At 53.2% G+C, this 22,863-nt stretch carries 17 protein-coding genes and 1 pseudogene; 11 read left to right on the top strand and 7 right to left on the bottom strand.

The genetic code is table 11. The annotated features are described in order from the left end of the window. The first annotated feature begins 20 nt into the window (after positions 1 to 20). The 8 genes from QYH43_RS17950 to feaR all read left to right on the top strand — a co-directional run bounded on the left by QYH43_RS17950 (position 21) and on the right by feaR (position 10,318). A complete protein-coding gene (locus tag QYH43_RS17950) occupies positions 21 to 845 on the top strand; it encodes a carbon-nitrogen hydrolase family protein (protein WP_301157712.1) in 825 nt (274 codons plus the stop codon). Positions 846 to 858: 13 nt separating this feature from the next. After that, complete coding sequence (locus QYH43_RS17945) at positions 859 to 1,524, top strand: RraA family protein (protein WP_367316903.1); 666 nt, start codon at positions 859 to 861, stop codon at positions 1,522 to 1,524. A 152-nt stretch (positions 1,525 to 1,676) separates the two neighbouring features. Further along, positions 1,677 to 3,347, top strand: coding sequence for a DUF1302 domain-containing protein (locus QYH43_RS17940; protein ID WP_301157711.1), 1,671 nt, complete (start codon positions 1,677 to 1,679; stop codon positions 3,345 to 3,347). A gap of 15 nt (positions 3,348 to 3,362) precedes the next feature. Further along, positions 3,363 to 4,703 (top strand): DUF1329 domain-containing protein, encoded by a 1,341-nt coding sequence (locus QYH43_RS17935; protein WP_301157710.1) that lies wholly within the window; start codon positions 3,363 to 3,365, stop codon positions 4,701 to 4,703. Positions 4,704 to 4,778: 75 nt separating this feature from the next. Next, positions 4,779 to 5,804: a YCF48-related protein gene (locus QYH43_RS17930; RefSeq protein WP_301157709.1), complete on the top strand. Its 1,026-nt coding sequence runs from the start codon at positions 4,779 to 4,781 to the stop codon at positions 5,802 to 5,804. 55 nt (positions 5,805 to 5,859) lie between these two features. After that, the gene (locus QYH43_RS17925; RefSeq protein ID WP_301157753.1) at positions 5,860 to 8,253 is read left to right on the top strand and encodes an MMPL family transporter; all 2,394 of its coding nucleotides are present in this window, start codon (positions 5,860 to 5,862) and stop codon (positions 8,251 to 8,253) included. 162 nt (positions 8,254 to 8,415) lie between these two features. Beyond that, the gene (locus QYH43_RS17920) at positions 8,416 to 9,069 is read left to right on the top strand and encodes a GntR family transcriptional regulator (protein ID WP_301157708.1); all 654 of its coding nucleotides are present in this window, start codon (positions 8,416 to 8,418) and stop codon (positions 9,067 to 9,069) included. Positions 9,070 to 9,406: 337 nt separating this feature from the next. Continuing rightward, a complete protein-coding gene (gene feaR, locus QYH43_RS17915) occupies positions 9,407 to 10,318 on the top strand; it encodes a transcriptional regulator FeaR (protein WP_301157707.1) in 912 nt (303 codons plus the stop codon). A 519-nt stretch (positions 10,319 to 10,837) separates the two neighbouring features. Here feaR and QYH43_RS17910 read toward each other — a convergent pair. The 4 genes and pseudogenes from QYH43_RS17910 to QYH43_RS17895 all read right to left on the bottom strand — a co-directional run bounded on the left by QYH43_RS17910 (position 10,838) and on the right by QYH43_RS17895 (position 15,265). After that, entirely contained in the window at positions 10,838 to 11,170 is a 333-nt protein-coding gene (locus QYH43_RS17910) for a DUF6388 family protein (protein ID WP_301157706.1), read from the bottom strand. Between the two features lie 279 nt (positions 11,171 to 11,449). Then, positions 11,450 to 12,034 (bottom strand): annotated as a pseudogene (locus QYH43_RS17905) (transposase); the annotation flags it as partial. 757 nt (positions 12,035 to 12,791) lie between these two features. After that, positions 12,792 to 14,270 carry a DASS family sodium-coupled anion symporter gene (locus QYH43_RS17900; protein WP_301157705.1) on the bottom strand — a complete coding sequence of 493 codons (1,479 nt, stop codon included), beginning with the start codon at positions 14,268 to 14,270 and terminating at the stop codon, positions 12,792 to 12,794. A gap of 47 nt (positions 14,271 to 14,317) precedes the next feature. Next, positions 14,318 to 15,265, bottom strand: a complete 948-nt coding sequence (locus tag QYH43_RS17895; protein ID WP_301157704.1) for a lactate dehydrogenase — start codon at positions 15,263 to 15,265, stop codon at positions 14,318 to 14,320. A 1,119-nt stretch (positions 15,266 to 16,384) separates the two neighbouring features. On the opposite strand from QYH43_RS17895, the gene QYH43_RS17890 reads away from it, so the two are divergent. The 3 genes from QYH43_RS17890 (at position 16,385) to QYH43_RS17880 (ending at position 18,792) form a co-directional block, all read left to right on the top strand. Further along, entirely contained in the window at positions 16,385 to 17,308 is a 924-nt protein-coding gene (locus QYH43_RS17890; protein ID WP_301157703.1) for a hypothetical protein, read from the top strand. A gap of 53 nt (positions 17,309 to 17,361) precedes the next feature. Beyond that, entirely contained in the window at positions 17,362 to 17,589 is a 228-nt protein-coding gene (locus QYH43_RS17885; RefSeq protein WP_301157702.1) for an AlpA family transcriptional regulator, read from the top strand. A 501-nt stretch (positions 17,590 to 18,090) separates the two neighbouring features. Next, positions 18,091 to 18,792, top strand: a complete 702-nt coding sequence (locus tag QYH43_RS17880; protein ID WP_301157701.1) for an inovirus Gp2 family protein — start codon at positions 18,091 to 18,093, stop codon at positions 18,790 to 18,792. Between the two features lie 347 nt (positions 18,793 to 19,139). Here QYH43_RS17880 and QYH43_RS17875 read toward each other — a convergent pair whose 3' ends face one another. The 3 genes from QYH43_RS17875 to QYH43_RS17865 all read right to left on the bottom strand — a co-directional run bounded on the left by QYH43_RS17875 (position 19,140) and on the right by QYH43_RS17865 (position 22,700). After that, complete coding sequence (locus QYH43_RS17875; RefSeq protein WP_301157700.1) at positions 19,140 to 20,213, bottom strand: aromatic ring-hydroxylating dioxygenase subunit alpha; 1,074 nt, start codon at positions 20,211 to 20,213, stop codon at positions 19,140 to 19,142. A 74-nt stretch (positions 20,214 to 20,287) separates the two neighbouring features. Further along, the gene (locus tag QYH43_RS17870) at positions 20,288 to 21,241 is read right to left on the bottom strand and encodes a PDR/VanB family oxidoreductase (RefSeq protein ID WP_301157699.1); all 954 of its coding nucleotides are present in this window, start codon (positions 21,239 to 21,241) and stop codon (positions 20,288 to 20,290) included. Positions 21,242 to 21,797: 556 nt separating this feature from the next. Next, positions 21,798 to 22,700, bottom strand: coding sequence for a LysR family transcriptional regulator (locus tag QYH43_RS17865; protein ID WP_301157698.1), 903 nt, complete (start codon positions 22,698 to 22,700; stop codon positions 21,798 to 21,800). Positions 22,701 to 22,863: the final 163 nt, after the last annotated feature.

Below are 22,863 nucleotides of genomic sequence, written 5' to 3'. Positions count from 1 at the left end.
AAAACAAGAGGAACAAATAAGTGAAAATTACAGTTATCCAGAAAAATGTTTCTGACGACAAGGGTGCCAATCTCAACTCAGTGGCAGCACTCGTCGAGCGGGCAGTGGAAAAAGATAAACCGGACTTTGTGATCCTTCCGGAGATGATTGCCTGCATTACCGGCTCCCCGAAAGTAATGCGAGAGTCCGCCGAATCTTTTCCGGGTGGGGATACTTTCGAGTTTTTCTCCAGTTTGGCCAAGCGCCTGAATGTGAACCTGCACATCGGCAGCGCTATGGAGTTGGATGGTGATGAGGTCTACAACACTTCCCTGGTGTTCGGTCGCGATGGCAACTTGCTAGCCAAGTATCGGAAGATTCACCGCTTTGACGCAGTGTTGGCCGATGGTACCGAGTTGAAGGAGTCCGCCCATGTTGCCGCAGGCAAGGACATTGTTTGTGTTGATGTCGACGGAGTCCGTGTTGGACTGGCAATTTGCTATGACTTGCGTTTCCCGGAATTGTTCCACGCACTTTGCGAGGCCGGGGCGGACATTATCGTGGTTCCGGCAGCATTCACGTTCCAGACAGGTGCGGACCATTGGGAAGTGCTCCTCAGGGCCCGAGCTATTGAATGCCAGTGCTATATCGCGGCACCTTGCCAGGTGGGCACCTTCGACAATGGCAAGTACATGAACTGGGGACACTCGATGATCATCGATCCGTGGGGGCAGATCATGGCGCAAGTCTCGAACTCCGAAGGTTTCGCAACGGCAAATATCGATCGCAAGTATCAGGAGGCAATACGCACTCGGATGCCGTTGAAGAGCCATCGTCTTCTCGCCAACCAATTTGTAGCCCACTAAGGGAGCGACGCTAATGTTCACAATTTGCGCTATGCCGGAACAGATGCCTGCAAAACTGCTCTCGCGTGCAGTGGAGGCTGAACCTGCCACGATCGGGCACTTTCGGTTAATGGGCTTTCCCAATGGCGCGATCCGTCCAATGCATTCGGTCCCTAGAATCGCAGGCCCAGCGGTTACGCTGGCATTACCGGCTGCCGACTCGAGCCTATTGCACCATTCGGTGGGGATGTTGCGTCCGGGGGATGTAGTTGTGATCGATCGTCTGGGTGACAAGCACCATGCTTGCCTCGGCGGCGGGGTTGGCTACGCGCTGGCTAAGGCGGGGGTGGCAGGCGTCATCATCGATGGACCCATTGCTGATCCAGGTGAACTACTAGACGCCGGCCTCGCTGTTTGGGCGACGGGGGTCGCCAGTATCACCACCCGCCTACAGGGGATTGGCGGGTTGATGAACGTTCCGGTCTGCTGTGGTGGGGCAGTAGTTCAGCCGGGTGACCTGGTAATTGCTGACCAAGGGGGGGTGGTCTTTATCCCTCGTAAGGAAGCATCGGAGAATATCGAGCGGGCCATTGGACTCCAGGAAATGGAAAAGAGGGGACTTCCACTACTAGGCGTTCATAAAACATTAGGGGAGCTAACAGGTGCTAGTGCCTTGGTAATGGCCAAGCTTAAAGATTAAGCAAATTCGTATATAAAACTATTACTTCTGTGGGCGTGACTTTTAAAAGTCTACGCGCGTGGGCGGTCTTTGCGCTGAAACAGGCGCGGTATTATTTGCGCGCTTGGCTCAGTCGATAAAAATTGAGGTGAGTAATGATAAAAATAAAAAGCATGCCGAAATTGTTAGGTTGTGAAAGGAAGTTTGTTCCATTAGCTGGGAGTGGATTGGCATCGATCTTGGTGTTGGCCTGTGCGAACGTTAATGCAATGGAAATTCCTACGGGGAATGAAGATTGGCAGGTGCGTTGGGATAATACGCCGCGATATACCCTAACTCAGCGAGTTGAGTCTCAGGATAAGGCAATCCTAAACGCCGCGAACAATAATGATGGTGATCGAAATTTTGATCGCGGAATTGTTTCTAATCGTCTTGATTTACTGTCAGAATTTGATGCTATTTACCAAAATAAGTATGGCGTGCGTGTATCCGCAGCCGGTTGGTATGACTACCAGTACAATCAGGACTTGGATAACAACACGCCTTCTACTTCAAACTACGTGAAGAATGGCGTTCCCACAGTGGGATTAACCAGATACACCGATCGCTATTTTGCTGGACCAAGCGGTGAGCTTCTCGATGCCTTTGTTTTTGGCGGGTTCGACATCGGGGAGGTGCCTCTGAATGTCAAAGCCGGTCGTCACAGCATCTACTGGGGTGAGAGCCTTGGCCTTACAGCGCTCATCAACGGTATTGCTTACGCCCAGATGCCATTGGATATCGGCAAAGGACAGGCAATGCCAGGTATCGAAGCAAAGGAACTGTTCCGGCCGCTGAACAACATCTCTTTCCAGGTGCAGCCGACTGATTCCCTGTCAATCGCGGGCCAGTACTTCCTGGACTGGGAGAAGAACCTGTTCCCAGAAGGTGGCACTTATCTGGGCTCCAGTGACGTAAATATTGGGGGGAACACAGGATCGCTGATTGCTGGGCCAAACCGCTTCCTTAAAGGGAGCGACGTGGAGCCCGATAAGAATCGTGACTGGGGGTTGTCGGCACGCTGGTCGCCGGAATGGCTCCAAGGAACGCTAGGTGTCTACTACCGTAACTTTTCCGACCGGATGCCGCAGTTGTTACTCGAGGGAGCTCCCCCTGCTAATGGTGTGGCGGGCAAATATCACTTTGCCTACGCGGAAGATATCGATCTGTTCGGTCTGAGTCTTTCGCAGAACTATGGTGGTGTTTCCGTTGGGGCTGAATTGTCCTACCGCCACAATATGCCGCTAATCAGTACTGCAGTACCGATCAGTGCTATTCCGCGTGATGGTGAAACGGCGGGAGCTCGTGGGAATACGGTTCACGGTGTGCTGAACCTAGTCGGTGTCATGAGTGGTAACGCAATCTATGACTCTGCCTCCTGGAGTACTGAACTTGCGTGGAGCCATCTAGCCGACGTCATCAGTGGTCAGCAGTTCTACAAGGGCCGTGATGGGTACAACCTGATCGATCAAGCTGACCGCAATGCATTCGTCCTGACAGCGAATTTCACGCCGACCTGGTTGCAGGTATTCCCGGGTGTCGACCTTTCGACGCCGATGGTAATTAGTTCGGGTCTTAGTGGTAACTCGCCCGTTTCAAACGGCGGTAACGAAGATGCCGGCAGTTACAGCTTCGGTGTTGCTGCTGACATTGTGCAGAAGTACAAGGCCGACCTTAAGTACGTCGATTTCTTTGGAAAATATGACAAGGACCCTCGAACCGGTGCAGTGTCCGTGGCGAACGGTGGATCCGCATTACTGAAAGATCGCGGCATGTTGACCCTAACCCTTAAAACAACCTTCTAAGGCGAGAACTTTGACATGATCAAAAGATATCTGCTGATAGGAATTGCGTGTGCTGTGGCGAGTTCCGTAAATGCCGCCGTAACTCAATCGGAAGCAAAGCAACTGGGTACCCAGTTGACAGCGGTCGGCGCAGAGATGGCCGGTAATGCGGATGGTTCGATTCCACCTTATACCGGTGGGCTTACGACTCCCCCCGCAGGTTTTCAAAAAGACTCGGGTAGACGCCCCGATCCGTTCGCACAGGAAAAGCCGCTATATTCTGTAAATGCGAAGAATATGGATAAATATTCCGGACACCTTACCGAGTCAGTGAAGGTGTTGATGAAGCGCTATCCGACCTTCCGCATCGATGTCTATCCGACGCATCGGACTATGGCTGTACCGCCGCAGATATTAGCGAACACTGCGGAAAACGCGCTGACCGGGGAAACGATTGATGGCGGTCTGGGGGTGAAGAACGTCAAGGCAGGCTTCCCGTTTCCCATCCCCAAGGACGCCTACCAGGTCATGTGGAACCATCTACTACGCTACAGCGGCGAAGCGATGGAATACCGTTACAAGAGTTGGAACGTTGACGCATCGGGACGTGCCATTCTGGCTACCGAAGGGGTCAATTCGGATGACTTCCCCTACTACCATTCGGCGGGGGGGGATATCTTCTGGCGCCTGAAAGTGAAGTATCTCGGACCAGAGCGGCGTAACGGCGAAGCCATCATGCTGAAAGATGCCATTGATGTTGTTGGCAAAGGCCGGAGCACTTGGCAATACCTTCCGGGCCAACGCCGTGTGCGACTGGCACCGTCACTGAACTTCGATACCCCCAATCCAGGGACCGGTGGTGCCACGACCTACGATGACGCCTTTGTCTTCAATGGATCGATGGAACGGTACGATTTCAAATTAATCGGTAAGAAGGAAATGTATGTGCCTTACAACACATACAAGATGACCTACGAAACCAAACCGGAAGATTTGCTCACGCCGAACCATCTGAATCCGGATTTTGTACGCTGGGAGCTTCACCGTGTCTGGGTCGTGGAAGCCACTCTGAAGGAAGGTAAGCGCCACATCTACAGCAAACGGGTCTTCTATGTCGATGAAGACAGCTGGGCAGCGCTGGCAAGTGACGAGTATGACGGCCGAGGCCAATTGTATCGCACCGTCATCTCTGCTCCGACGCAGAGCTACGATGTCGTCGCACCTTTTACCAGTTCCTATTTTGCCTATGACCTGATCGGCGGGATCTACGCCATGGTTGTGCACTTAGGCGATGAAAAAGGCTGCTTGAAGTACATCAAACCACTCTCGGAGCGGGAATGGAGTGCTGACTCTCTAGCCGGCAGTGGCGTGCGCTAATCAAGGCAGAAGGCCTTCCTGGCGCCTAGCGTCAGGAAGGGTTTTTATTGGGCAAATTTTAGGAGCAATCAGTAAATGAAGGCTCAATCCCTTCTTGCCTCGATGTTGATAGGGGCCATCAGTCTCCAAACGATATCAGCATCGGCAGATAACAATTTTCGAGATGTTCTGGATATTCCTGCTGCCATTACTGAACTGGCTTCTAAACAGTTGATCACGGGACTGACTTTGGCCGGAGAGCGCATCGTAGGTGTAGGTCGTCGCGGACACATCGTGTACTCCGATGATGGGGGTGGCACTTGGCTTCAGTCCAAGGTTCCGGTTTCATCCGACCTCAATGCGGTTCATTTTCCAAGTCCTAAGGTAGGGTGGGCGGTCGGCCATGATGGCGTCGTACTCCGAACAACGGACGGAGGGTTGTCTTGGGAAAGGAAGCTTGATGTGCGAATGGCTCAAAAGTTATTCGCGACACCTGAGCAAGCTGACAGCGACCAAGCATCAAAAACGGAACTGTCGTTTCTAGGCGTATGGTTCGAGACGCAAGAGCGCGGGTTTGTGGTGGGCGCCTTCAATCAGATATTCCGCACGACAGATGGCGGGAATTCTTGGGAACTATGGTCTGAAAGGGCCGAAAACCCGATGGGACTGCACCTCTATGCCGTCCGGGCGATAGGGGAGGATGTGTACATATGTGGTGAGTCTGGTTTGGTCATGAAGCTAGATCGTCAGGCTGGACAGTTCAGATTGCTGGATACCGGATATGGCGGCACTTTCTTCGGTGTGACAGGCACTCCTGGTTACATCTTAGCCTATGGACTTAGAGGTAATATTTTTCGCTCCATTGATGGAGGTAAGAATTGGCGAAAAGTCGAGGGGAACATCTCAACATCCCTCGTTGCCGATGGCGTGACGCAGACTGGCGAAGTTCTTCTGCTCAGCACGGATGGCCAAGTTATAAGGAGTCCTGTTAATGGCGAGCATTTCAGAAAAATCCCCGGTTTGAGTGCTGTTCCAGTGGCCGCGTCGATTGTTCCACTAAATGACGACAAGTCTTTCGTTGTGGGCGGTGGGCGGGGCTTGAGCAAACAGGCGCTTCGTTGAGCGAAACCGTGAGTGGAGAATAATTGTGGCACTTTCTGGTAATAAAAGTAGTGAAATGCCGATTGTTTCTGATCACAAGTTGTTTGATCGGGCGTCTGGTGGATGGCTTGAGCGCATGGTATTCAATTATCGGATACTCATGGTCTTATTCTGTGCGGTACTTACACTAGCGTTGGGCTATCAGCTAAAAAACGTCAATATCAATGCCAGTTTCGAGCGGATGATTCCGCAAGGCCATCCTTATATCAAGAATTTCATCGATAATAAGAGTGAGCTCCGCGGACTCGGTAATACGATTCGAGTCGTTGTCGAAAATACAGATGGAGACATTTTTAATCCTGAGTATTTGGCGCTCCTGCAACGGATCAATGACGAATTGGTTTTGGTGTCTGGCGTCGATCGTGCTTGGGTAAAGTCCATCTGGACTCCAGCGGTCCGTTGGATGGAGGTCACCGAGGAAGGCTTCACCGGCGGGCCGGTGCTACCCGCTACTTACGACGGTTCTTCTCAGCAGATTGAACTTCTGCGTCAGAATATCAACCGCGCCGGTATTGTCGGTAGCCTAGTTGGTACGGACCTCAAGTCAGCGATGATCGTAGTGCCGCTGCTGGATGTGGACTCGACCACCGGCGGGAAGCTGGATTATCGTGTACTGTCGAAAACGCTGGAAGAGCGGATCCGCAGCTACGAAACTCCCGCTATCAAGATTCACGTGATCGGGTTTGCCAAATTAATGGGCGACCTGATTGATGGGTTGATCCAGGTCTTTTTTTACTTTGCTGTCGCCGCCATCATCGCGTCGCTCATCATTTATGCATATACACGTTGCCTGCGAAGCACCGCATTGGTCATTGTTTGTTCGATAATCGCTGCGGTATGGCAGCTGGGGATTGTGACCATACTTGGGTTCGACCTTGATCCCTATTCGATGTTGGTGCCTTTTCTCGTCTTTGCCATTGGAGTTTCTCATGGTGTGCAGAAGATGAACGGCATCATGCAGGATATCGGGCGAGGCACACATAAGTTCGTTGCGGCGCGTTATACCTTTCGTAGGCTGTTCCTTGCTGGGGCGACCGCACTGTTTGCGGACGCTGTCGGGTTCGCTGTGTTGATGGTAATCGACATCCCGGTAATCAAGGACTTGGCCTTGACTGCCAGCATAGGTGTGGCGGTTCTGATTTTTACCAATCTGCTCCTGTTGCCGGTGTTGCTTTCGTTTACTGGTGTGAGTGAGACCGCCGCACGCCGTAGCCTCGCTGCAGATGGCCACAAGAGTGTCGGATCCGTGTGGTCGTACCTGGATCGATTTACCACTCGGCGTTGGGCGGTCTTCGCGATTCTTGGAGCCTCTGCGCTAGTGATAGTCGGATTCGGGATCAGTCTGAATCTGAAGATCGGCGACCTGGATCCCGGGGCGCCGGAGTTGCGGTCCGACTCACGTTACAACCTGGACAATGCCTACATCACTAGCCATTACTCTTTGTCGAGTGACCTATTTGCCGTGATCCTGAAAACCCCGGCAAACGGCAGCTATAAATACGAAAGTTTGGTGGAGGCAGATCGCCTCGCTTGGGAACTGCAGCGTATCCCGGGCGTGCAGATGACGACATCATTGGTGGACGCTGTTCGCCAAGTGACCAGTGGCACCTTCGAAGGTAGTCCAAAGTGGCTAACACTGTCTCGGAACCAGGATATCCTCAACTACGGCAGTCAAGTCGCATCGGTCAATAGCCCTGAACTGTTCAATGGAGATGCTTCGGTAATGCCGATCATCGCATTTCTGACTGATCATAAGGCGGAAACCTTAGACCGGGTGCTGAAGGTATCCGAAAAATTCCTCACCGAACACAACACTGCCGACAGGACCTTCATGCTGGTAGCTGGTAGCGCGGGCATCGAAGCGGCAACCAACATTGTCGTACGGGATGCTAACAGGACGATGCTCTTGTATGTTTACGCAGCAGTGATCCTGCTGAGCTACATCACTTTCCGCAGTTGGAGGGCGGTTTTGGTCGCTGTCATTCCACTGATCATGACCTCGGTTTTGTGCGAGGCCCTGATGGTGATGTTGGGCATAGGCGTCAAGGTCGCGACTTTGCCGGTAATCGCACTTGGCGTTGGCATTGGTATTGATTACGCGCTTTATTTATTAAGCATCCAGTTGGCCCGGCAGCGTCAAGGTGACTCATTGGTCGATGCATACAAGTATGCGGTCACTTTCACTGGAAAGGTGGTTGGGTTAGTTGGGGTAACTCTGGCGATTGGCGTAGTAACCTGGGTATTTTCTCCGATTAAATTTCAGGCTGACATGGGGATACTTTTATCGTTCATGTTTATCTGGAATATGCTCGGAGCGCTGATTCTCGTACCTGCGCTCTCCCATTTTCTGCTCACGGATAAATCGTTCAGAGCCGCTGAGTCGTATGTCGATAAAGAAGTCTGTGCATAGCTATGTACCAAGGAGGTTTACGGTAGGAGTTGCATTGGCTCCTGCCTATACTTCATGCATTTTTCATGTATACTTCGCCCGTGGACCCTTTCACTCCAAAGGCGCCTTCTCACTAGCGCTCCGGGTTCCTAAGGAACGGTTCACATCAATTGCGAGATTACCATGAATAAAAAAGTTTCTGAAAACGGTACGGATTCCATCAAAAAGAAGACATACGAGTATATTCGCGACAGTATTTTGCAAGGAAAGTTTATATCCGGCTCTTTCGTTGAGGAAGGGGTCATTGCCAGTGACATAGGCGTTTCCAGAACACCGATCAGAGAGGCGTTCAACAAACTCAGCTCTGAGGGTTTCGTTGAGCTTATCCCTAGGCGTGGTGCAAGAGTTCGTGCAATCTCTCCAAATGAAATGCATGAATTCTACGAAACTCGTATGGTCATAGAGACTTACGCTGCCAAGCGTGTTTGCTCCATTCGTCCTCCTATTCCAGAGCGTGTTGACGAGTTAATCAGCGAAATGGAGACGTTGACACAGTTTGTCATGGCGCATGAAATCGCGCAGCTCGACAGGGAACTTCATAGAATTATCGTAGCGTTGTCAGGTAATCAGGTGTTGCTGGAGCTTTATGACTCCTTGCAATTCCGGCACCTGCTGGCCTGCTCTTCCGTTCCAATAGATTCAAAATTGTTGAGCGTGGTTCTGCAAGAACACAAAGAGCTCGTAAGTGCGCTAAAAAATTATGATGAGGAAGGTGTGCTCACCACTCTTTCAAAGCATTTGGATCCGGATCTTGTACTTCGATTCAGAAGATTTTGATAGCGTTACTTCATTAACCTATAGCGTAGCTGGACCCCAGTAGACTGAGTTTCGTTACCCTGCGGACAGGCAGCTGTTCGCAGTTTTAGTTATGCATAAAGTTGCCGTGCTTTTGCGCTCTCAGTGCGCAAGTGGCTTTTCCATTACTAGAGCGTGTTTCCGGTTAACACCAGTGGGCATCCTGTCTTCTATTTTTTGTAGTGTCCAGGGTAACGGCTTTATAGCCGCCGATGCCCACACTGCGCAGTAAAAGCTTCTACCGGCGTAGGGAGATAAAAACTACGGCCCAAGAGGAAACTAGCGTAAAATAACAGTGCTCGTGCGCAGGGTGACCATAATGAATCCTGGCTTACAGGTTCGCGAACGTTTAGATAATTGGCTACGCAGCATCAACCAAGTCTGTGGCACTTTCGATGCCGAGGCACTCAGTGCGGAGTTCTACGGCAACATTAGCGAGTTCAGAAACGGCGCGCTAAATCTCAGTATCGTAGAAGCATGCCAAGTCAAGCTGTATCGAAGCGCTCGCGAAGTGGCCGCGGGTGACGGCGGTAAGTATTTCGCCGTATTCCAGCAAGAAGGCCGCGCGATGGTGGCGCAAGGGGAAAATCAAGTTGTGCTGAGCAGTGGTGACATCACCCTGATCAATGCTGATCAGCCATGTGATTTGACTTATAGAGAATACTCCAGACAGTTGTCGTTGATCCTGCCCCAGACTTTGGTCGAACAGGGGCTGCGTTTTTCGCAGGTACGTTGTGGTGAGAAAATCAGCGCGAATTCGCCCATGGCCGTACTATCGCACCGTTTGATTATGAGTGTTACTCGTCAACCGATTCTAAGCCGGGCGGAAAGTGAAGCAACGATGGACGCGATCATCAGCTTGTTGCGCCCAGCAATTGGTCGCGCTCAGGAGGAGGTTTCCCCCCACGAGCGCATCATGCGCAAGTCATTAGCCTTTATCGATCTGCATATTTGCAATGAAGAACTTTGCCCGGAAATGCTAGCCAGGGAAATGGGCGTATCGGTACGAGGGCTCTATCGCCAGTTCGCCAAGAGTGGGCTAGTGGTAGCGCAATACATCAAGAATCGCCGCCTGGATTTTTGCGCCGAATCCCTGCGCCAAGGAAGTGCCGATATAACACTCTCGTCGCTTGGGTATGCCTGGGGCTTTTCCGATTCAAGCCATTTCTTCTTTGCATTCAAATCCCGTTTCGGGATGGCTCCTGGGGAATATCGCAAAAAGCACGCTTAATTGTGGTAATGGACGAATAACCATTGAAACGAAAAAGGAAATAGATGAAGTGGTGTCGTCACTCTTTGATCTTGGCACCTTTGCGATGAACATCGCCTGGCACGTGCGTTATCGCAAGACCTATACCACCAATGGTTTCGGCAATTGTTAGTGGGCTTGGGAGCTGACGGGTCGTGATACCAATGTTCGAACCGGTAAAAAGTGCCAATCGGCCGTGCTTCCAAGGAGATCCACCGGATTCACTTGAGTTTCTTCTGAATGAACTCCCAGTGTAAGCGCGCCATGAACCCCACATTCAAAGCCATCCTCTGATCCTCGACAAAGAGCGGGAACGGTTAGCCTGGTGATTCAGAATCCAATATTTTTTTGCCAATCAAATAAATAGTGTTTCACACCATTTTCAATATTGGATCGATATAGGATCAGTTTTTTGACGACTCGCCCTAACCGAGGTCAGGGCGGCCCCACTAGTTGCCCAGGCGTTCAAGGCGAAGTACTGAAAGGTCTGCCTGGTCGCCATTAGCCAATCAGGTTCATGGCTTTGTATTTTTCCCAGTCCATGCCGAGGCTGCCGGCGATTTGACGATGGTGGTCAAGGTGCCATGCCTGAGCCTGCTCAGGTGAATCGGCCAGCAGACGAATCACAAGTTCGTGGATTTCCAAACCTCGATCGACGGCCTCAGCGGCAAAAGCTTCCATCTGCCGCAGCTCACGCTCTTTTTCAACCGTGCTGCCTACCGCGTGTATTTCAGCCAGGCTACCGGCAATGGCGACTTCTATTTCCAGTTCAAGGGCTGGGTTCTGCGCAAAGTATTTAGCGCTCGCTGCGTTGTACCGACTTTCAAAATCCATTGAGCTGTTCCATTACGTTGGGGTTTAGTTGTCGAAATTCCCGGTGGATTGAATCGGTACATGACCATTTTTGAGCTCACTGTGGGGCTCATTCATGCCGGGGTTACTTACGCAATGCGAGCACTCATAGGCGTAAAGAGCAGTGATTCAATCATCCCCTCAATCGCATTACGTGCTCAATCAATACGCTTTCACCACGTAGTTGAGCTTGATGTGCATCAATGCAGACTCAACGGTCATTCAATATTCACAGCGAATCAAACATATGGTATTTCACACCATCTTTTCTTTCAGCCGCTCTGCTTTGGCCTCGGCCACTTCGGGCGTTGCCCGATCCGCCGAATCCATCGCCGCCAGATATCGATCAATGCTCTGTTCGATCTGCTGCATGCGTGCCTTCACTTTGCCTTGGGTGAAGTTACGGTCGCGATTATTGACGGCTTTGAATTTACTGCCGTCGATGGCGATGATTGATTGGGAGAAGAGATTGAGGTTGCGGCAAAGTACTACGAATTGTCGGCAGACGCTGCGAATGGCTTTGCCATTGTCTTTGCGAAAGTCGGCAACGGTTTTGAAATCTGGAGCCAAGCGCCCCGTCAGCCACATCAACTCGACGTTACGTTGGGCCTCACGCTCAAGCCGGCGGCTGGACTGAATCCGATTGAGGTAGCCGTAGATATAGATCTTCAGCAACACCGCTGGGTGATAGGCCGGACGACCAGTTGCGGCAGGATCGACACCCTCAAAACCAAGTGCGCCCAGGTCGAGTTCATCGACGAAAACATCGACCACGCGCACTGGATTTTCTTCGGCTACCTGCTCGTTCGGTAACGGTGAGATGAAGGCGGCCGTGAGTCTTTTTATCGTTTTAAATCCTCGCGTATGGTTGTTTCTCGAAAGGCCTTGCAGCCCTTACGCGGCGTGGCTTGCAGGGCATTACCAGAATCTCCCGATCTAAAGCCGGTCAATCCGTGAATGAGGGAAAAGCCCTTCCGGTCTACCTGAGCCGTGACCGAACAGGGGAGCTTCGGGAGGACGTTAAAAGCGGCCCCGGGGGCCGTTTTGAATCCTCATCTATGGTTGATTCGTGAAAGGCCTTGCAGCCCTTATGCGGCATGGTCTCCAGCGGATTACCCGAATTTCTGTTTCAACCGTCCTTCAACCCGTGAATCAGCGAAAAGACCTTGGCGGCTGAATGGCAGTCCTTCGGCTCGTGCAGGTGTACGTTCTGCGAGAGACTGAACGTGAGGAGACGGGTTGGCAGAACCAGGTGCAGCTGTTGTACCCCGCCAAGGGTTGTTTTCACTGTGTGCGAGCTGCGAAATTGCGCTCCACTTGACCACTCGTTTGCATTCGACTTGACCTGCGATTGCATCGGATTTGATCAACACGCGTTGTAACCATGATCGGCAGAGAACAGCGATAAGTGGTCCTTCGCAGGAGGTGGTTAACCGCAAATAACAGTCGCTCCAGAGACTCATGCAGGCCGTTACACAGATATCTGGACACCCGCCTGGCCGCTGAAGCGGCCCTTCGTTGGGACATGCCCTCCGGCAGGTCATTGGTGAGTACGGGGCCATCAATCTGTGCCGTACGTGTCCTGATTTCTGTGCCCTGTATCTCAGACATACCCAAGGATTTTCCACCAAAGCGGGCCGATGACCAGCCAGACGACCATATAGATGAGACTCATCAGCAAGCCAGCCTTCCACCATTCCTTCTGTGTTACATAGCCGGAGCCAAACATGACTGGGCCGGAGCCAATACCGTACTGGGTCAGAGAACCATTGATGCTGCTCAGAATACCTAGGGCAATCGCTGCGGTGAACGGTGGAATCCCGGCGGCCACCATCAGCGCCATGGAAAGGGGGAAAAGAGCACTGACATGCGCAGTGGCGCTGGCGAAAAAGTAGTGGATGTAGAAGTAGATCACCGCCACCATCATGTAGACGGCGAGTCTCGGGAGGCCAGCCAGATGTGCGCCGAACTCCTCTCCGAACCAGGCAACCATGCCGTACTCGTTGAGTTTTGACGCCAGCATAACGAGCAGGCCGATCCAGATCATCGTGTCCCAGGCGGTTTTCTCATTAAGGGCATCCTGCCAGGTCAGCACTCCGGTGATAAACAGTAACGAGACGCCGAGAGCCGCTGCCAGCGTCGCGCCGATGCCCAGTTCCTTGCCAAAAATCCAGAGCACCAGCAAGGCAAGGAAAATGACCGCCATGACCTTTTCCTGCATCGAAATGGGCCCCATGGCAATCAGCTCTCTCTGAGCCAATGCTGTCGCATCGGGCGTCCGGCGAATCTGCGGCTTGGCAAGCCACAGCATGGCTACTGGAATGATGGCAAGACAAAGCAAGCCCGGAACGGACGCTGCCACTGCCCAGTCGAGCCAGCTGATCAAAGCACCTTGATCCGCAGCCAGCTTGACCACAAGTGGATTGCCCGCCATCGCTGTGATGAACATGCCCGCAGTGATGATATTCGCGTGAAAGGCGCAGAGGATCAGATACCTGCCCACCTTGCCACGGGATTCCGGATCATCTGCATGGCTGCCGAGAACTTCCGCCATCGATCGGGTAATGGGTAGCATCACCCCGCCGGCGCGGGCAGTAATGCTCGGCATGGCGGGTGAGATAAGTAGTTCCGTGATGACCAGGCCATATCCCAACCCCAGGGTCCGCTTGCCCAGCAACCGCATGAACAGGAGCGCGATGCGTCGCCCGAGGCCCGTCTTGATCACACCGCGCGAGATAAAGAAGGCAAGCATGACCAGCCAAACGAGATCCGTGCCGGTCGATCGGGTAACATCGTCAAGAGACACGACACCAACAAGGACGCCTACCGTGGAGCCAATAATGGCTACAGCCGACATCGGTAAAGGGGCGGTCATGATGCCCGCGATGGTGGCGACGAACACGGCAAACATGTGCCATGCCTTCCCATCAAGGCCGGACGGTGCCGGCAGGAACCACAAGGCGATGCCGATAATCACCGGGACGAGAAATCTCCAAGCATTTCCGAGATCCCCTAACGGGGAGCCTGGTTTCGGCGCAAGCGAGCTTGTCGGCAGTGAATCCTTGTCAGATGATACAGCCATGACATACCTCCTGATGGCGTTGTTCGGTTGACGCGTAGGCAATGTTTCTACCGTAGAGTGAGAAGCACATTGTCGGTGGCTTCCTTGACAATCCGCGCGCTGCCCTGCAGGGCCTCTCGCTCGTTAGCGTTGAAGTCCGGATAAGCCAGCAAGTGCGCTCCGCGGCCATTGACTACCATGGGCAGCGACACACACACCTCTGATACACCCTCGACTTCAGCATGCACGATGCCGACCGTAAGGATGAGGTCGGTGTCATGCACGATGGCCTGACAAATTCGTCCAATCGCACTGGCGATCCCGTAGTGAGTAGCGCCCTTGCCTTCCTTGATGAGTCTTGCGTCGTGGACGGAGCGCAGGACCCTATCTCGGCTGGCCGGCCCCAGCTCCTTGCCGCTTCTGGCCAGAAATATTTCGAGGGGCATGCCGCAGACCGTTGCGCCGGACCAGTCGATCAGCGCGGACGTGCCGTGCTCGCCGAGTACGTAGGCGTCAATCGCTGGTGCTTCGACGCCCAGCCGCTGGGAAAGAAGCGATCGCAGTCGCCCGGTGTCGAGGGAGGTGCCGGTGCTGATGACGCGCTCCCGGGCGCAGCGCAGTCGGTCAAAAACGACGCCGGCCAACACATCACAGGGGTTGCTCGCGAGGAGGTAGATCGCATCTGGAGCCAGTGTCGCGGTGCGATCAACAATTTCCAGCGCGACTTGCGCATTGGTACTCGCCAAATCCAGACGGGTCTGCCCTGGCTTCACACCTACGCCGGCAGTGATCACTATGATGTCCGCGTCGCGCGCGCTCTCATAATCGCCGGCATAGAAGCGGTTGTGCCCCCAGAATGCTGCGGCGTGGGCGAGGTCCAGCGCCTGCCCTTCGGCGTGCCCTCGGGCCAGATCGACGATGATGATCTCTGCACTCGGAATGGCCACGGCCGCGAACAAGGCCGCCGACCCGCCCACCAGTCCAGCACCAACGATTACGATCTTCGGCTGTCGCATTGCTTGCCCCTCCCTTGTGCCCAGCATGGTTAAAAACCACACTAAAGCCATGGATTATAAGCGGCTGAGCGTTGCATATTATTGCTACAGAACAGTAGAAAGCCTTCTGTAAGGTTTCCAAGGCAAGGACTCAACCACGCGGGAGATGACTTCCCGGAGTCTTGGGAGCGATCCGAAAGTGCACGACGTTCAGTCGCGAAGCGCCTCGCAGATGGATCGGGACTGAATGTTTCGCTGCGACAGAGGGCGTATGGCGAGCGGCTCCTGTGCGGCTCACTGCAGCAGGTGATCGCATACGACCTCGGTTGTTAAATGGCCGCTGCTTCTCGGAAGCTGCCATTCATGTCGAGATAGCCTCAACGGCCGGAGAGGGTCGGTTACTGCCCTTTGCGACAGGCAACAACCGGCCAAAAGCGGTCATTCGTGAATGGCCGTATTCGGCCAAGAGCGGATTGTAGGCCCTCTCCCGACAACTGCCCGAGCGACTTTGAAGGCGCCTCGCCTGGCTCGTAGGTCTCTCTCTTGATCGACTTGTTTAGAGAGTAAGCTCGGGGTCACCATCGGCCACTCAGGCAAAGAGTGTTTTAAAGCGAGGACTCACCGCAAAGGTCACTCATCGCTGATTTTGGTGCATGGGCCTGACCCGAATATGACCTGCTACGGTTTCGAGAGAGCCTTCAATTTCCATGACACTGGGGGAGCTGTCGGCTAAAATTTAATCGCGGAAAGCGCTCTAGCTAATGTATGGCGTGCGATGTTCTTCAGGATTCCAACGAGCACACTGTCTACAGCGGCAAGGTGCTAGCTAAACAGCTTCAGCTTTCTGAAACGCTGGTCAGTGCCGCTCTAGCTGAACTCGTGTCAGTCGGTCTAGTGTGTCGGTTGTCGCAATTGGTCGGACGTGGCCGGCCGACAATTCGTTACCTACTTGCAGCGGGAGCGATCGCTTCGTTGAGGGCCAATCAACGCCCATACGGGCTCCACTCCCAACACCTACAACGGCTCTTTTCTGGCGCCGCAATGGTGACGGAGAGGTTAGGAGAGGCTCAGGAAGGACGGAAGGAGAGGTCGGCCCTTACCAGGCAGGGTAAGCCCGCACCCCATGGTGCTCGCGGTCAATTGAGTGCCTGTAATCGTTTATTGCTGGGTGTTTTGCTGGCGCATGCGGACCGCTTTGGCATGGTTCAGGGGATAGGTAACGTCGATTTACGCCGTGCCACCGGGCTCAATACCGATAGCCTAAGGTATCGACTTCAGCGGTTAGTCGCCTTGGGGTTGGTCCGTCGGTGGGTGCCGGGATTATCCAGTTCGGTGTTTGGCGGTGGGAAGATCAGCAGTACGTATTACCTCAATCTGAATCATTCGATATTCGCTGTGAAAAACAGTACTGCGGTAATGGTGCATGTGACCAGGGACTGGGATGGCAAGCGTATTGATCACGGGGAAGTTCTTCGGCGGGATATGCAGGCCCACAGAAGTAGGCACGGTGAAGCTCAGTCTAAAACTCCCGGTGCGGTGATTCGATTTCTAGCAGGGCAAAAAATCGAAGTTTTCGAGCTGCTTCAGCACATGCTGTTGCGCCATGCCTCTGATCTGCTTTCTCGGCATTGGCTTGACCTTGATCGTGTTCAGCCAATTGACGCTGGCTGGCTGTTGGCAAATATCGCTGCGGCACTGCGCAAACCATCGGCACTCGAAGATGGGCCAACGAATACTGAGTTAGGGGCGGTGGTCGAGCATTTTTGCCGTCTGGTGTTTGATATAGCCCGGGAGTTCAAGGTGAGGTTTGATCAGGTGACTTGGATCGGGTTTGAACCAGGATGCCTGAGCATCCTGCCGGCATCCGCGAACGCGGGTTATCAAGTCATTACATTGGTGCTGCAGCCGCCCCCGCTGGGCGCTCCTGAGTGCATGGTCCTACGGGAAGCAAGGCATAGCGTGGTTGAGCCTCAAACCTGGGAAACCGAGGCAGAGATGTCGCTGCAGGATCGACAATTCTGTGGGCTGGCCTCGTCTCCCGCGAGACGGCTGGTGAAGGGGTAAGTCATTTTTTACTAACCCCGCCATTCCTCTGAGCCATACAGAGGAGCCCGCTCATGCGAATCATCCGGCTGAAAGATGTCATCGATTCCACCGGCCTAGCACGGTCGACCATCTACAAATACATCGCGGAAGACACCTTCCCGAAACCAGTATCACTCGGCGAGCGCTGTGTCGGCTGGGTTGAAAGCGAAGTACACGACTGGATCCTGGCAAGGATCGAGGAGCGTGATCTGGCTGAGGGAACGGCGATTCGACCTAACCGCCTGAGTATGGCCGGCTAGGAAGCCACCATAAGCGCCATGACCGGTGGATAGCCGGTCATGGCCGCTTATGCAGGAGGGCCGTATATCCACTTTCGGACGCCCTGTGTAAACCGAGCAATGCTACTCCTCATTGCTCGGTCCACTGGGAGGCAGGAGGCTAGGCTTCTGGCTGTGCCATGGTGAATGATCGATGGTTTATCACCGGAGTAGATCAGTGAGTGAAATTCACGGTGTGGCCGTGAAAAACCACTCGACGATCACGGTGCAGTCGAGAGCGTCATTTGCGGCACGGGTATTATGCTTTTACTAGCTCTTCTACCAGCACTAACTCACTTCCTACTTCAGTAAGCCCTTCTATCAGCACTAATTCCTCCTACCCATAGGGATCACAGAGTTGCTGAGGCATGAGCTGCAAGCACTGACCAGGATATGCAGTCCAAGAGCGTCAGGTAGCCAGTACGAGAGTAAAAAAATACACATGATGGAGATCGGTATGAAACTCAACCAGGAGTCATACCCATGCTTCGTCATTCCGATAACACGAGCCACCGCCTGCTTCGTCATCCCAGCAACACCAACCTCCACCTGTACCACCAGCCGGCCTACCATGGCCTTCCCTTGATGATCGAAAAGGGGCCATTCGTAGAAGAGTACTTATCCCGTCTCCATCGTGTTATCGAGCGCGCACTAATCCATTATCCGAGGGTCATGGCATTTCGGGTGGACCTCAACCTGCCGAGAGATCTCGAACTGTCTGACTACGCTGACACCAACAAAGTCATCAGCAGGTTCATCGAGTCCTTCTGCTCCAAGATCGAATACCACCGCACTCAGCTACGTGAGCAAAAGAGGGATACTCGTGATTGTAAGGTTCGTTATGCCTGGGCAAGAGAAGTAGGGGAGAGGGGACGGTCGCATTACCACCTTGTAATCCTGCTCAATCACGATGCTTACCACAGGCCGGGCCGGCTGCAATCTACGAGACGAAATCTCGTATCGCGCCTGGAGGAGGCGTGGGCTAGTGCGTTGGGGTTATCGGTCGATCAAGTCCAAGGACTGGTGAATATCACTGACAATGCTACCTATCGGATATACCGGGACGTCCCCGGCGGCAAGGTGGATGAACTACCGGAGTTATTCCGGCGGGCCAGTTACCTGTGCAAGGTCGCTACCAAGTCTTACGGGGATCGTCAGCGAGGGTTCGACACCAGTAGGGGGTAACCTACCAATTCACATGCATGGTAAGGGGTCGATGCGTACAGAGCTGCTCTTGCGCCCTCTGTCTGAGGACTATGTGTTGGCGCTGACGCCGAATTTCCCCAGTTGCCGAGATGTCACTGACCCAGTCTTATTCCTCGAACAACATTGCCTGCGCAGAGTTCGTGCCGATTTAGAGGTGGGGCAGTCTTGCGTCGGCACGTGGGTCAACTCGGCATCGGCCTCAACACTATTCGCTCTCCGGTAGTGGGAAAAAGGTCAGAGAGCAGAAAAACTTCAGGTCGGCGATGGAACGAACGAGCAACACTGTTGCTATGCCGCGATCACTCCAAAGCCACGTTAGTACGGTGTTATAGGTTGTCTTTCAAAAGACGCTCAACGATACGTCGGGCCCGGTTCGGACCCACGTCAACGTGGATATCGATCATCGATTTTGCACCGAAGCGGCACATGTTTGCGTATTGAGCTTCGATGATTTGTTTGTCTTCATCGAAAGTCAGCGTGGTCTGCTCGATGACTTTACGTTTGGTTTCCTCGGGGTCCGAAACCGGATTGGTCGCCATCGTCCAGAAGTAGTGGCAGGTCGTCTCAGTTTCAGGGGTGATTCCGTGGAACCCGCGCATGTGAAAGCCGCCCCGATCCGGGGCCGTCACCGACTCGCTTCCAGCGTCCACCGCACCTGTCCAAATCAAGAGGTGTGACAGGTGGAATTCAATTTCCTGCCACCGATCGATCCGACCTTTGAAGGGATATGCCGCTGTATAAGTGGGTGGGGGTTCAGAGTCAGGCATATGCCGCACAACCCGGACAGAGTTGTCATCGGCGGTGACCTGCATCTGCGCGTTCATATGAATTTTCGCGTTCCCGCCGATAGTGCGTAGATGCACGTAGCCCAAATGGCTGAGATCCAACAGATTGTCGTGAATGAGCTGCCAAGGTGCTTGGTAGTGATACACGTCGCCGTCAAAGAGATACTTTCCGCTGGAGTGATGCGGATACTCTGGCGGTTCACTCCCGGGCGACTCCGCCGGTTTTTTCCCATGCCATAGCCAAATGATTTGATCGCGCTCGACAACGTGAAACGCGCGCACTCGGGCTCCACCAGGAACCTTCACTTGGCCAGGAATTTCCAGGCACTGGCCTTCGCCGTTGAAGAGCAGGCCGTGATAACCGCAGCGGATCGCTCCATCTTCAAGTGTTCCAAGGGAGAGAGGCACGGCGCGATGGCAGCAGCGGTCTTCAAGTGCAGAGGCTTTGCCATCTTTGTCACGAAAGAGCACGAGCGGTTGGCCAAGGAGCGTGCGGGCGACGGGCTTGTCAGCCAGTTCCCAGGAGAAACCTGCCACATACCACTGATCCTGTGGAAAGCCTCCCTGCGTGGAATTGCTCTGTGGATCGAACTGCTGGATAGTCGCTGTTTTCACGGTGTGTCTCCTTTTTATTGTTCGCTTTCGGGATACTGGCGGTGGCAGTCATAGCGGTGCGCTGGAGTTTTTTTTCAAATGTCCAGGACGAGCAATGGCGACTTTGATCGAGAGCAGCAGGGTGTGAACTGATTGTTCGCAGCGTGCTCCGAGTCAGTCATGAACATGTCGCGGTGGTCCGGGGTGCCCTGGATGATCCTGGTCATGCACGTTCCGCAAATGCCTTGTTCGCAGGACAGGGGGATGTCGATACCCGCGTCGATCAGTACTTCAGCGACGCTTCGGTCGGCCGGGATAGAATACGAAGTACCGCTGCTGGCGAGCTTTACTTCAAAACTGCCGTCATCATCTTTGGCGACCACGTTTGCGCTGAAGTATTCGCGATGGAGCTGACTTTCTGCCCAGCCGTACTTTCGCGCTTCGCTGAGCACAAACTCCATGAATCCGCCGGGTCCACACACGTACAGGTGGTCCTGAGGACTAGCACCGGCGAGAACGGCTTCTGTAGATAGTTTCTGAGCCGCATCACCATCGTCGAAATGGATGTGAACATGCTCGTTAAAGGGTGAGTTACGAAGGCGCTCGACGAAGGCAGTTCGTTCTTCGGAGCGGGAGCAGTAGTGGAGTGTGAAGTTGGCATCAGCCTGTGTTAGCCGTTCTGCCATACAAAGAATGGGCGTTATGCCTATGCCTCCGGCAAAAAGAACCGATTTGGCTGCAGCACCTTCCAGAGGAAACAAGTTTCGAGGTTCGCTAATTTTTAGGCGGCATCCCGCATGAACCTGCTCATGCATGGCGCTCGAGCCGCCACGGGAGGCTGGATCGAGCAACACGGCAATCAGGTAGCGGTGTTCTTCGTTGGGCGAATTGCATAGAGAGTATTGGCGAACCAAACCGTCTGGCAGGTGAACGTCTACGTGTGATCCGGCACTGAAAGGTGGTAAGGATGACCCTTCTACAGCTACCAGTTCAAAGCTGTAAATTCCCTCAGCTTCTTTCGTTTTTTGACTGACAATGACATCTAACATGCGTGTAATTCCTCGGGTGATGCACGACTCACCTGCAGTGCGTAAGAGGAGCCGTTTCCCTAGCTGATCTGAAATTTTTGGTTTCCAGTCATGGCCACGGGATATGTCTGCTGCACCCATCAACCTGTGAATGCGTGTCCCCGTTTGAATCTGATGATTCAATCGAAAAAGGGATACTCGGCCATAGGCATTGATTTTTGTTGGAGGCGTGCAGGAGCGCAGAAGCCAAGCACGGTCTGACTGGCGCAGTGGTATTTAGCCGTGCCGTGATCTTTAGAAGAATGCGATGTATTGCGGGTACGAGATCGTCCGCACTTATCTTATTTTTATTCATGTCACTTCCAGCTCATGAAGAACATGCCGCTTTCATTGGGAGATGAAAGTGCATAGGCCGACTGGACTTGCGACCTTGGAAGAAGGTTAGGGAGGGGATGGTGTATTTATCAAATCGTTTGTCTGGATGCGAGGTATCCTTGGGGTGGATACCTCGATCCGTGATAAGTTAGCTCTTCAAATCGGTCGGTGAGAAACCTTCGAGGCATTTGAATCTGCAGTGTCAGACCTTGCTGGCTTCTTCTGCCAGGACATCACATACCCACATGAGGCCAGGATCACTTGAGCGATTTTTGTGCCATTGAAGCATCTGATTTAGCGGCGGAATATCGATGGGTGGCGGCAGGATTCTAATGGGTAAATATTCCGCTGCTTTTGCGGCCAGACGTTTATGAACTGTCGCAATACGCTGTGTCCCTACCACGAGCAAGGGAGGGAAAGTCAGGTTCGAAGTCATGATCTCCGTCTTGCGTAAAACCCCGTAGTGGTTGAGAAACCAGCCATCGAATGCAGGAATGTGATTTGGGCCATGTTGAACCGTCACGTGACCCGCTTCGATGTACTCTTCAAAACTTAAAGTGTCGCCGTATCGGTCATTCTCGGACCACACCACACACTCGTAACTCTCTTCATAAAGTTTGCGTCGCGGATGCTCCGGAGCGAGAAACTGTTCGGGGATTAGCATCAGGTCTGCCTCTCCGCGTTCGAGCATTTCCTGAGGGGTGTGCTGGGCGATTAGCTCGATTTTGATCAGCGGAGCTTCGTGAGCCAGCCGCCGAACAACCGTGGGTATGAGCAAGAGCATGGTCAGTTCGGAAACGAGAATTCGGTAGGTCCTCTCGTCTGTCGCTGGATTGAAGTCCGGACGAGTAACGATTGTTGAATCTATCGACATCAAAACTTCGCGAACGGGTATGACCAGAGATTCAGCCAGCGGTGTCAGCACTAAATTTCTGCCCACCAGTACCAGTAAATCATCCTTGAAATATTCCCTTAGCCTGCCCAGAGCACCACTCATCCCCGACTGACTCAGGTTTACGCTGTCCGCAGCATGGCTGATGTTTTTCTGTGCGAGCAAAACATCCAATGCCACGAGCAGATTCAAGTCCAAGCCTTTAAAACGCATCGCGCCTCCAGGTATCCATGTTAGCGATAGCAACAAACCGAATTAACCATTTTACAGAGTGGTCGCTCGAAAAATAGTCTTACCTCAACGGGACGAAGCACGCTAGCAGCAGCATCGGGCTAGGCGACTTAAGTGCTTCCTCAAAAACAATAAGATGAGGATA

This window comes from Pseudomonas sp. C32, assembly GCF_030417915.1.
Classification (GTDB): Bacteria; Pseudomonadota; Gammaproteobacteria; order Pseudomonadales; family Pseudomonadaceae; genus Aquipseudomonas.
This window is presented reverse-complemented; position numbering and strand designations above follow the sequence as displayed.